This window comes from Streptomyces sp. NPDC005899, from assembly GCF_040629645.1.
Taxonomy (GTDB): Bacteria; Actinomycetota; Actinomycetes; order Streptomycetales; family Streptomycetaceae; genus Streptomyces.
In genome coordinates this window covers 1-9,553 of sequence record NZ_JBEXWB010000249.1, presented here as the reverse complement: position 1 = coordinate 9,553, position 9,553 = coordinate 1, and the positions used below count along the sequence as shown (strand labels likewise).

9 protein-coding genes are annotated in these 9,553 nt (G+C 70.4%); 3 read left to right on the top strand and 6 right to left on the bottom strand.

The genetic code is table 11. From position 1 onward, the window contains the following. Window positions 1-66: 66 nt before the first annotated feature. Window positions 67-1,800, bottom strand: coding sequence for a carbohydrate-binding module family 20 domain-containing protein (locus tag ABZ371_RS23580; protein WP_358682958.1), 1,734 nt, complete (start codon window positions 1,798-1,800; stop codon window positions 67-69). A 540-nt stretch (window positions 1,801-2,340) separates the two neighbouring features. Between ABZ371_RS23580 and ABZ371_RS23575 the strand changes: the two genes are divergently transcribed. Continuing rightward, on the top strand, window positions 2,341-2,937 hold the full coding sequence (locus ABZ371_RS23575; protein ID WP_358682956.1) for an NAD(P)H-dependent oxidoreductase: 597 nt from the start codon (window positions 2,341-2,343) through the stop codon (window positions 2,935-2,937). A gap of 106 nt (window positions 2,938-3,043) precedes the next feature. On the opposite strand, the gene ABZ371_RS23570 is transcribed toward ABZ371_RS23575, so the two are convergent. Beyond that, the gene (locus ABZ371_RS23570) at window positions 3,044-3,481 is read right to left on the bottom strand and encodes an ATP-binding protein (protein WP_358682954.1); all 438 of its coding nucleotides are present in this window, start codon (window positions 3,479-3,481) and stop codon (window positions 3,044-3,046) included. Window positions 3,482-3,645: 164 nt separating this feature from the next. Here ABZ371_RS23570 and ABZ371_RS23565 point away from each other — a divergent pair, with 164 nt between their 5' ends. Further along, complete coding sequence (locus ABZ371_RS23565) at window positions 3,646-4,524, top strand: helix-turn-helix transcriptional regulator (RefSeq protein ID WP_358682952.1); 879 nt, start codon at window positions 3,646-3,648, stop codon at window positions 4,522-4,524. Further along, the gene (locus ABZ371_RS23560; RefSeq protein WP_358682950.1) at window positions 4,521-4,730 is read left to right on the top strand and encodes a DUF397 domain-containing protein; all 210 of its coding nucleotides are present in this window, start codon (window positions 4,521-4,523) and stop codon (window positions 4,728-4,730) included. Before ABZ371_RS23565 ends, ABZ371_RS23560 begins: the two co-directional genes overlap by 4 nt. A gap of 70 nt (window positions 4,731-4,800) precedes the next feature. Here the strand turns inward: ABZ371_RS23560 and ABZ371_RS23555 are convergent, their stop codons facing one another. From ABZ371_RS23555 to ABZ371_RS23540, 4 genes are all read right to left on the bottom strand, one after another. Then, window positions 4,801-5,859, bottom strand: a complete 1,059-nt coding sequence (locus tag ABZ371_RS23555; RefSeq protein WP_358682948.1) for a LacI family DNA-binding transcriptional regulator — start codon at window positions 5,857-5,859, stop codon at window positions 4,801-4,803. Further along, window positions 5,844-7,520, bottom strand: coding sequence for a glycoside hydrolase family 13 protein (locus tag ABZ371_RS23550; RefSeq protein ID WP_358682946.1), 1,677 nt, complete (start codon window positions 7,518-7,520; stop codon window positions 5,844-5,846). The genes ABZ371_RS23555 and ABZ371_RS23550 overlap by 16 nt, the downstream gene beginning before the upstream one ends. Window positions 7,521-7,623: 103 nt before the next feature. Beyond that, window positions 7,624-8,502, bottom strand: a complete 879-nt coding sequence (locus ABZ371_RS23545; RefSeq protein WP_358682944.1) for a carbohydrate ABC transporter permease — start codon at window positions 8,500-8,502, stop codon at window positions 7,624-7,626. Next, window positions 8,499-9,497 carry a sugar ABC transporter permease gene (locus ABZ371_RS23540; RefSeq protein WP_358682960.1) on the bottom strand — a complete coding sequence of 333 codons (999 nt, stop codon included), beginning with the start codon at window positions 9,495-9,497 and terminating at the stop codon, window positions 8,499-8,501. Before ABZ371_RS23540 ends, ABZ371_RS23545 begins: the two co-directional genes overlap by 4 nt. Window positions 9,498-9,553: the final 56 nt, after the last annotated feature.

The window sequence follows — 9,553 nt, the reverse complement described above, 5'->3', positions numbered from 1 at the left end:
GCCTTTTTCCTGCTTGCGGCCCGGGCCCCAAACCCTCCCGTCCCCCCCCCCCGCCACGGGTGCGGGTCAGCCGCGCCAGACGTCTGCGGTCAGCGCCACCTTGCCGGAGGCCGGCACGGTGGCGGTGCGGTTGGCACCGCTCTCCCAGGTGACGTTGCCGCTCGCGTCCTTGCGGAGGTACTTGTAGGCGAACGTCGTCCCGGCGGGCAGGCCGACGTCGAGCTTCCAGACGGGGTAGGCCGCCGGGTCGAGCTTCAGGGCGCTGCCGGGGTTCCAGTTGCCGAGTGCGGCCTGGTCGCCGGTGACGTAGACGTTCTGGCCCATGGCGGTGGTGGCGTTGACGCCGAAGGAGGCGCCCGACTGCCCCGTCCCGGGGTCCGGGTCGGGGGTGGTACCGCCGCCTCCGGTGCAGGTGCGGGCGCCCACGTGGAGGGCGAGGGCCGTGTTCGCGCCGAGGGTGGCGGTGAACTGCCCGGAGCCGTTGACGGTGACGCCCTTGCCGGACTGGACGTCGCAGTAGTCACCGGCGGGCAGGGACGTCTGGAACGTACGGGTCAGCGCGGAGCCCTCGTGGTTGAGGGCGACGTAGCCCTTGGTCCCCCGGCCGAAGGCGATCCGGTCGCCGCCGTCGTCCCACCAGTTGGAGACGGCCTGGCCGCGGGTGGCGTTGCGGAAGCCGACCATGGAGGAGATCTCCTTCCACGCGTGCTGGCACTTCCACCCGTTGCTGAAGCAGGCGTCGACCTGGCCGCCGCTCGGCGGGCCGGCGTCCTTGTCGGACCACTCGTAGCCGGAGTGGACGTCCGGGGAGCCGTAGGGGTGGGCGAGCATGAAGACGCTCGCCAGGGTGTAGTCGGCGCCGTCCTTGTAGTTCAGGGTGTCGCCGCCGCGTTCGGTGTCGTGGTTGTCGACGAAGACCGCCGATCGGCCCGACTCCATGAAGCCCCAGCCCTCGCCGAAGTTCTTCAGGTTGGCGAGGTTCTCGTTCTTGAAGACCTGCTTGAGGCTGCGGCCGTAGCGGAACTCCTGCACGTCACCGCTGCCGAGGTATTCGCTGGGAGAGACGGCTTCGCCGGCCCCGTAGATGGCCTCGTGCTTCCAGTACACGCCCGGGTTGCTGAGCCGCGACTTGATGTTGACCAGGTCGGCGGCCGGTATGTGCTTGGCCCCGTCGATGCGGAAGCCGTCGACGCCGAGGGACAGCAGGTCGTTGAGGTACCCGGCGATGCGGCCGCGTACGTACTCCTCGCCGGTGTCCAGGTCGGCGAGGCCGACCAGTTCGCAGTTCTGGACGTTGGCCCGGTCGCCGTAGTTGCTGATCTGCGCCTGGCAGTCGTTCATGTCGCCGGCGGAGTAGGTGCCCGGGTAGTCGTACTTGGTGTACGGAGAGCCGCCCGTGCCGGTGCCCGAACCGGCGGACATGTGGTTGATCACCGAGTCGGCGACGACCTTCACACCCGCCCCGTGGCAGGTGCTGACCATGTTCGCGAAGGCCGCACGGTCACCGAGCCGTCCGGCGATCCTGTAACTGACGGGCTGGTAGGACGTCCACCACTGGCCGCCCTGGATGTGCTCCTGGGGTGGCGAGACCTGGACGAAGCCGTAGCCGGCGGGCCCGAGGCTGTCGGTGCAGGCCTTGGCGACGGACGCGAACTTCCACTCGAACATCACCGCGGTGACGTCCTTGGCACCGGGCGGTGCGGCCTGGGCCGTGCCGGTGGCGCCGAGTCCTGTGGGGACGGCCAGGACGGCGGCGCCCGTGACGAGGGCGAGTGAGGCAGACAGCGGTCTGCGTGCCATGACGTTCCTCCTGCGGTGGGGGAAGTGCGGGGGATGGCGGAGCAGCCTCACCGGGCAACGCGCCGTGCCGTCAAGGCTCCTGAAGGTTCTTGCAGCAAGACTGCAAAACCTGGGGTGCAGCAGACCGTACGAGCCTGACCTGCCCCGGTCAACCCCCCTGACATCACGCGCTCACATCCCGCTCATCTCCACGAAATCTCGGAAATCTCTCCCTGCAAGGACTTACGCAACTTATTGCGGGGCTGTTAAGTTCTTCCCGACTCCGGTCCGGCCGGCCGGGGGGCCGGTACGCCGGGCCCCACGCGCCCGGCCGGCCGGGCCGGTCACGGCGCGGAGAGGTCCGGACGTCGCTTCCCCGCCGGCCCACCCTGGGCCGACGTCCGGACCTCTCCCGTGCGGGACCGGCCCGTCCGTCGCCGCGCCTGCTCCTCCGCACCGCCTTCCCCTTCCTCGCAGCGGCCCGGCACCGGTCATGATGGGCGTCCGGACGGGGCACGCACGCCCCGGCGGTGACGGCTACGAATCCCTGGGGGGAACGGCATGGCGCGTATCGGGGTCTACCTGGCACACCCACGGCCCGGCAGCTTCAACCACGCGGTGTTCGACGCCGTGGTGCGGGAGTTGCGCGACCGGGGTGGTGACGTGATCGCGCACGACCTCTGCGCGGAGGGATTCGCCCCCGGGCTGACCGCCGACGAGACGGAGACGGTCCGGCCTGCCACGGGCGCTCCCGACGCCCAACTGGCCGCGCACCGGGCGGAGGTGGCCACCCTGGACGCCCTGGTCTTCGTCCACCCGAACTGGTGGGGCATGCCGCCCGCCGTACTGACGGGGTGGGTGCAGCGGGTGCTCGTACCCGGCGTCGCCTACAAGCTGGGCACGTCGGACGGGGAGCCCCAAGGGCTGCTCAAAGCCGGCCGGGCCCTGGTCCTGAACACCTCGGACACTCCGGCGGACCGGGAGACGAGCGAGTTCGGGGATCCGCTGAACAGCATCTGGTCGGCTTGCGTCCTGCCGTACGTCGGAGTCACCGACGTACGCCGGACCGTGTTCCGGACGGTCACCGACTCCTCCGACGAGACCCGTGCGTCCTGGCTCCGCGAGGCGCGCGACCAGGCCGCCGCGCTGCTGGCCTGAGCGGCACAGCGGACTCCGCGCGCCCGAGCCCTTCCAGGCTTTCGCATCGTGGGCCGCCGCGTCACGGCTCACCGGGTCGCGGGCTCCCGCGACCCGGCTGCGCCGGTCACCGTCCGAAGTCGAGTTCGGCCCAGACCGTCTTGCGCGGGGCAGGGCCCACGACGACGCCCCAGCGGTCCGCGAGAGCTTCGACGATCAGCAGACCGCGCCCCGACTCCGCGTCGCCACTGGGCGGATCGAGGGCTCCGGGCCCCGGAGGAAGGCAGTCGCCCCGGGTGTCGGTCACCTCGATCCGCAGGAGCGCGTCGCGGTGGACCGTGAGCCCCAGCCTGAAGTCCCGGCCGGGTACGCGGCCGTGCACGGCCGCGTTGGTGGCCAGCTCGGCCACGATGTGCGCGGCCGTCCCCGTGGGCAGGCCCCAGTCGCCGAGGTGTGCCGTGGTCAGCAGACGGGCGAGTCTGGCGCCCCGGCGGGTGGGAGACAGCAGCACGGTGAACTGCCGGGTGGGAGCGGAGGATTCGATGCGGGTGATTTCTCGGGTCACGCCGCTCAGCCTGACCCGGTCCGCCTACCGTGAAGAGCGACAAGCCGACTACGTACGGTCATTGTCCAGTCCTTGTCCGGTGCTGTCCCGGTTGTCCGGGGTGACTCGCCGGGGACGCCGAAGGTTGGTTCGGGAACGGCAGACGCGTCGAGAGCGGGGCACGGATGAGCGTGGACGAGGCCGGCACGGCCCACGGGAGCAGCGGGGCGGACGAGCCCGGCTGGGAGGTCGACCCGGATGACGAGCCGGGGGCGGCGCTGGTCGCCTCCGTGGGGCGCCAGATCAAGGCGTGGCGCGAGGCCGCGGGCATGCGGGCCGGCGAGTTCGGTGCCGCGATCGGGTACGGGGAGGACCTGGTCTACAAGGTGGAGAGCGGGAGGCGTATCCCCCGGCCCGAGTTCCTGGACAGAGCGGACGAGACGCTGGGCGCGGGCGGCAAGCTCGCTCTGATGAAGAGGGAGTTGACCGAGGCCCGCTACCCCAAGAAGGTGCGGGATCTGGCGAGGTTGGAAGCCCAAGCCGTCGAGCTCCTGGCTTACGGGGATCACAACCTGCACGGACTTCTTCAGACGGCTGAGTATGCGCAGGCGCTCTTCGAGATGCGCCTGCCCCCGTACGAGCCCAGCCAGATCGAGCAAGCGGTCGCCGCACGCGTCGCCCGGCAGACGATCTTCGAGAGGACTCCCTCTCCCACACTCAGCTTCGTGCAGGAGGAAGCTACGCTACGGCGCCCGCTAGGGGGCAGAATGGTTCTACGCCGTCAGCTCGAACGCCTCCTGACCATAGGCCAATTGCGGAACGTTGCCATCCAGATCATGCCGATCGACCGTGAAGAGCATGCCGGAATGCAGGGGGAGACTCAGGTGCTGAAATTCAAGGACGGTTCGGCTCTCGGACGCTCGGAAGGCGCTTTCAACGGTCGGGCCGTCTCTGATCCGAAGCAGCTCCAGGTCCTTGAGCTGCGGTATGGCATGATCCGGGCCCAAGCTCTCACCCCCCGTGAGTCACTGACCTTCATCGAGCAACTTCTGGGAGACACATGATCAGCGAGCTGCCCGCCGGGGGCGTGCCCGAGCTGAAGTGGTGCAAGAGCAGCTACAGCAGCAACAGCAGTGAGGCCGACTGCGTCGAGGTGGCGACCGCACCCGGCGCCGTGCACGTCCGCGACTCCAAGGCCCTGTCCGGGCCCCGCCTCGGATTCCGCCCCACCACGTGGGAAGCCTTCGTGGCGTACGCCTCCGGGAACTGAGCCACTGCCCCACCCGCACGGCGGGCCGGGTCCCCCCTCCGGACCCGGCCCGCCGCCTCCAGCCGCCCGTTCAGGCGGCCCGTGCCGCCGCGGTGGATCCGCGGACGACCAGCTCCGGCTGGAACACGTACTCCGTGCGCTGCACGGGGCTGCCGCCGATCTCCTCCAGCAGCGCTCCCACCGCCGCCGCGGCCATCGCCTGGACCGGCTGGCGCACCGTGGTCAGCGGCGGGTCGGTGAACGCGATGAGCTGGGAGTCGTCGAAGCCGACGACGGAGACGTCACGCGGGACGTCCATGCCTCTCCCCCGGGCCGCCCTGACGACGCCCAGGGCCATCAGGTCACTGCCGCAGACGATGCCTGTGCACCCCTGGTCCAGGAGGGAGCCGGCCGCGACCTGGCCGCCCTCGACGCTGAACAGCGTCGAGCAGACCAGGAGTCCGGCCTCGTCGCGGTCCATGTCCAGCAGCGATACGGCCGCGTCGACGAAGCCGTCGCGCTTGCGCCGGGAGGGCACGTAGCGCTGCGGCCCGATCGCGAGGCCGATCCTGCGGTGCCCGAGTTCGGCGAGGTGGCTGACGGCCATCCGTACGGCGGCCTGGTCGTCGGGAGAGACGAACGGGGCGCTGATGCGCTCGTTGTATCCGTTGATCAGGACGAAGGGCACGCCCCGGTCGCTGAGCGCGGCGTAGCGCGCCGGGTCCGCCGAGGTGTCGGCGTGCAGCCCGGAGAGGAAGACGATCCCGCCGACGCCCCGCTCGACGAGCTGTTCGACCAGCTCGTCCTCGGTGGCGCCGCCGGGCAGCTGGGTGCACAGGACGGGCGTGTAGCCGTGTCCGGCGAGCACCTGCTCCACGGACTGGGCGAACGCCGGGAAGATCGGGTTGGTGAGCTCGGGCGTCACCAGGCCGATCAGTCCGGCGCTGCGCTGCCGCAGCCGTACGGGGCGTTCGTAGCCGAGGATGTCGAGCGCCGCGAGCACCCGCTGACGCGTGGTGTCCGCGACGCCCGGCTTCCCGTTCAGCACCCGGCTGACGGTGGCCTCGCTGACCGTGGCCTGACCGGCGATGTCGGAGAGCCGCAGCGCCGGTCCGGTCCTGGGGGCGGGGACGGTCACACCGTCCACCACACCGTGGTGTCGGCGGGCAGTTCGTACGTGTCGCCGTCGACGGTCACCGGTGCCGTGGCGAGCAGCAGGGTGCCGGGAACGGCCATCCGCACCGGGGTGCCGGTCGTGTTGACGGTGCAGACGAAGCCGGGCCGGCCGAGGGCGAGGACGCCTTCGGGGGCGGCCAGCCATTCCACGTCCGTGCCGGCACCCAGTCCCGGGTGCTCGCGGCGGGCGGCGATCGCGGCGCGGTACAGCTCCAGGGTGGAGCCGTCCGTGCCGGTCTGCGCCTCCACGGAGAGCTCGCCCCAGCCGGCGGGCTGCGGCAGCCAGCTGCTGCCGTCGCCGAAGCCGTACGAGCTGCCCTCGCGGGTCCACGGGATCGGCACCCGGCAGCCGTCGCGGAAGCCGTCCTGGCCCTCGGCGCGGAAGAAGGACGGGTCCTGGCGGGCCTCGTCGGGCAGGTCGGTGACGTCGGGCAGGCCGAGCTCCTCGCCCTGGTAGACGTAGGCGGAGCCGGGCAGGGCCAGCATCAGCAGCGTCGCCGCACGGGCCCTGCGCAGTCCGAGCTCGCGGTCGCCCGCGGTGCGGATCTGGGTGCCGAGGCCGGGCGGGTTGGCGAAGCGGGTGGCGTGCCGGGTCACGTCGTGGTTGGAGAGCACCCATGTGGCGGGGGCACCGACCGGGCGCATCGCGGCGAGCGAGGTGTCGATGACGGTGCGGAGCTCGCCGGCGTTCCAGTCCGTGGTGAGGTACTGGAAGTTGAAGGCCTGGTGCATCTCGTCGGGGCGCACGTAGTTGGCGGTGCGCTCGACGGTGGGGGTCCACGCCTCGGCGACGGCGATGCGCTCGCCCGGGTACTCGTCGAGGATGGTGCGCCAGCTGCGGTAGATCTCGTGCACGCCGTCCTGGTCGAAGAACGGCATGACATCGTTGCCCAGCAGTTTCAGCTGGTCGTGCGCGCCCAGGTCGGGCAGCCCCTCGGCCTTGACGAGGCCGTGGGCGACGTCGACGCGGAAGCCGTCGACGCCCATGTCGAGCCAGAAGCGCAGGATCGAGCGGAACTCGTCAGCGACGGCCGGGTGCTCCCAGTTGAAGTCGGGCTGCTCGGGCGCGAAGAGGTGCAGGTACCACTCGCCGGGCGTGCCGTCCGGGTCGGTCGTCCGCGTCCAGGCGGGTCCGCCGAAGATGGACTCCCAGTCGTTGGGCGGGAGTTCGCCGTCGACACCCTTGCCGGGGAGGAAGTGGTAGCGCTCGCGCAGCGGGCTGCCGGGGCCTTCGGCGAGGGCGCGCTTGAACCACTCGTGCTGGTCGGAGGAGTGGTTGGGCACCAGGTCGACGATGATGCGCAGGCCCAGGGCGTGCGCCTCGCGGATCAGCTCGTCGGCGTCCAGCAGTGTGCCGAACATGGGGTCGATGGCCCGGTAGTCGGCGACGTCGTAGCCGGCGTCGGCCTGGGGCGAGGCGTAGAAGGGGCTGAGCCAGACGGCGTCGACACCGAGGTCCCGGAGGTACGGGAGCCGCGCGGTGATGCCCGCGAGATCGCCCATGCCGTCGCCGTTGCCGTCGGCGAAGCTGCGCGGATAGACCTGGTAGATCACCGCGTCCTGCCACCAGCCGGTGCGGTGGCCCGGGGCTTCGTCGGACGTGCCGGTGGAGGGGGCAGCGAGGTGCTGGGTCATGTCGTCCCTGGGGTGTCTGGGTGGGGGGCGGCGCCGGTACCGGGTCGGGGTCCTGGCGCCGCCGTGACGGGTGCGTTCGGTCGTACGGGCGGGTCCGGGCGCGTCAGCCCTTGACGGCTCCGGCGGACATGCCGGTGACGAGGTGCTTCTGCGCGAAAAGGAAGACCAGGGCGGCCGGGATCGCGATCAGCACGGACGCCGCGGTCATCGGGCCCCACTGGGCTCCGTACTGGTTGACGAACTTCTGCAGTCCGCCGGCGAGCGTGAGGTTCTCGTCACCGACCATGAAGGCGGAGGCGTACGCCACCTCGCCCCAGGCGGTGATGAAGGAGTAGAAGGCGGTGACGGCGAGGCCGGGCTTGGCGAGCGGCAGGATGAGCCGCCAGAACGTGCCGAACGGGGTGAGGCCGTCGACCTGCCCCGACTCGTCGATCTCGTGCGGGATGGTGTCGAAGAAGCCCTTCATCATCCAGGCGCAGAACGGCACCGAGATGGTGAGGTAGGTGATGACGAGACCGGCCGGCTGGTTGAGGAGGCCGATGCTCGACATGATGTTGTAGATCGGCACGATGAGGACGGCGACCGGGAACATCTGGGTGATCAGCAGCGTCCACATCAGCCCGCGCTTGCCGGGGAAGCGGAAGCGGCTGACGGCGTAGCCGGTGGTGGCGGAGACGAAGACGCCGATGACGGTGGAGAGCCCCGCGACGATCACCGAGTTGCCGAACCAGCTCAGGAACTCGGTGTCCTTGATGAGGTTCGTGTAGTTCTCGAAGGTCGTCTCTTTGAAGAAGTCCGTCGTCGTGGCGAACTTGGCGGGCTTGAGCGAGGTCAGCAGGACCCACAGCACCGGGAAGACCGCGATCACCGAGGCGATGATCAGGGTCAGGTGCAGGGCGACGGAGGCGGCCGGGGAACGGTCGCCGCGCAGCCGGGGCTTGCGTGCGCTGTGGCGGGCGGTGGTCGCCGTTGCGGTGGTCACCAGTTGTCTCCCTGCGTGCGGAGCACTCGCCGGTACACCATGGCGAAGAGCATCAGGAGTACGAGGATCAGCACGCCCCAGGTGGAGGACTGCGCGAAGTCGCGCGGGCTGATCTCGAAGGAGAATTTGTACGCCTGGGTGACCAGGATCTGGGTGGCCTCTCCGGGTCCGCCGCGGGTCAGCAGGAAGATCACCGGGAACATGTTGAAGGTCCAGATGGTGGAGAGCAGGATCACCGTGGTGGACACCGGGCGCAGTCCGGGAAGTGTGATGTGGCGGAAGCGCTGCCAGGCGGTGGCGCCGTCCATCTCCGCGGCCTCGTACTGCTCCGAGGGGATCGACTGGAGCCCGCCGAGCAGGGCGACCATCATGAACGGCACGCCGAGCCAGACGTTGACGGCGATGACGGAGAACTTGGCCCACGTCGGGTCGTTCAGCCAGGGTATGCCGTCGAAGCCGGCGCCGCCGAGGATCTTGTTGAGCAGCCCGCGGTCCTCGTTGTAGAGGAAGCGCCAGGCGAACACCGAGACGAAGCCGGGGATGGCCCAGGGCAGGATCAGGGCCATGCGGTAGGCGGAGCGTCCGGCGATACGGCGGTTGAGGATGTTGGCGAGGCCCATGCCCAGGCAGAACGTGATGCCCACGCAGGAGACCGTCCACACCAGGGTCCAGCCGAGCGTGCCGAGGAACTGGGAGCCCGTCAGCGCGTCGACGTAGTTGTCGACGCCCACGAACTCGTACGTGGCGGGCAGTTCGTTGACACCGATCGACCGTGCGACGTTGCGCTCATTGGCGTCGGTCAGCGACAGGTAGATGCCGCGGACCAGCGGATAGCCGATGATCACGCCGATCACGATCACGACCGGGGCGACCATGGCCCAGGCGTACCAGTGGACCGACATGGCCCGCTTGAGCCTGCTCGGCGGCGGGGGGTTACCAGTACCGCGGCTCCGGGGGGCGGGGGGGGGGGGGGGCCCCCGGCGCGGCGCCCCCAGCGGGGGGGGGGGGCGGGGCGATGCGGGGAGGGGCGAGGAGGAGAATGAAAGACGAG